1 protein-coding gene is annotated in these 1,031 nt (G+C 42.1%); it reads left to right on the forward strand.

Features of this window, described 5'->3' with window-relative positions; all coding sequences use genetic code 11:
- Positions 1–811, forward strand: an 811-nt coding sequence (locus IQ242_RS25590; RefSeq protein WP_305070297.1) for a bluetail domain-containing putative surface protein, incomplete at its 5' end; no start/stop codon positions are given.
- Positions 812–1,031 lie beyond the last annotated feature (220 nt).

Below are 1,031 nucleotides of genomic sequence, written 5' to 3' on the forward strand. Positions count from 1 at the left end.
CAACTATACCACTGGACCCATTGATGCTACCGTCGATGTAGATTACACTAGCAAAACTGGAACTATCACCATTGCTGCTAATACTGCCACCGCTACTATTAGCATTCCCATCCTCAATGATAACCTTAATGAAGCCGATGAAGTCTTCACCGTCACCCTCTCCAATCCGGTTAATGCTACCATCAATCCCGACGAAGCAATTGGACAAGTAATTATTACTGACACCCTACAAAGCGCAATTACTCGCACCTTACCCAACAATGTCGAAAACCTCAGACTAATTGGCAGTAATAATATTAACGGTACAGGTAACGCCAGTAACAATAATATCACCGGAAATAGTGGTATTAATCAAATCAATGGAGGTGCGGGAATTGATAATTTAACCGGTGGTTTAGGTGCAGATACTTTCATCTTCCAATTTGGTCAATCTACCATATCAACAAGCGATCGTATCACAGATTTTGCCATCAATAGTGATAAAATTGACTTATTAACTCAAGCTGGAACTGCCACGAGTGCGCCTAGCAATTTCAGTCGTGCTGCTAATAGCACTGTCACCACTTTACAGAATTTAATCAATCAGGTATTTACTGATGCCAATGGAGCCACTACAGGTAATCAAGAATTAGCGGTTAATAGTGCCGCCTTAGTGCAAGTAACAAGCGGTGCAATAGCTGGAACTTACCTCGTTATTAATGATAGCACGGCTGGCTTCCAATCCAGCAATGATTTATTAATAAATATCACCGGATTTACCGGTACTTTACCAGCTTTAGGGAACATTCCAGTAGGTAATTTCTTTATCTAAGTGTCTAAGTCACCTAGAAAACGGGTTTCTCGGAGAAACCCGTTTTCTGTGTTAAAAATTGTCAGCTACCCCCGCCATCCATTAGTCACATATTTCTTAAGTAGGTAGGCGTTAAAAGTTGTCAGATCCCCCCTTATCAAGGGGGGACTAAGGGGGGATCGGCACCCCCCTTATCAAGGGGGGACTAAGGGGGGATCGAACCTAAAATCCATTTTTAATT

This window comes from Microcystis sp. LEGE 08355 (assembly GCF_015207185.1).
In the GTDB taxonomy this organism is placed as follows: Bacteria; Cyanobacteriota; Cyanobacteriia; order Cyanobacteriales; family Microcystaceae; genus Microcystis; species Microcystis panniformis.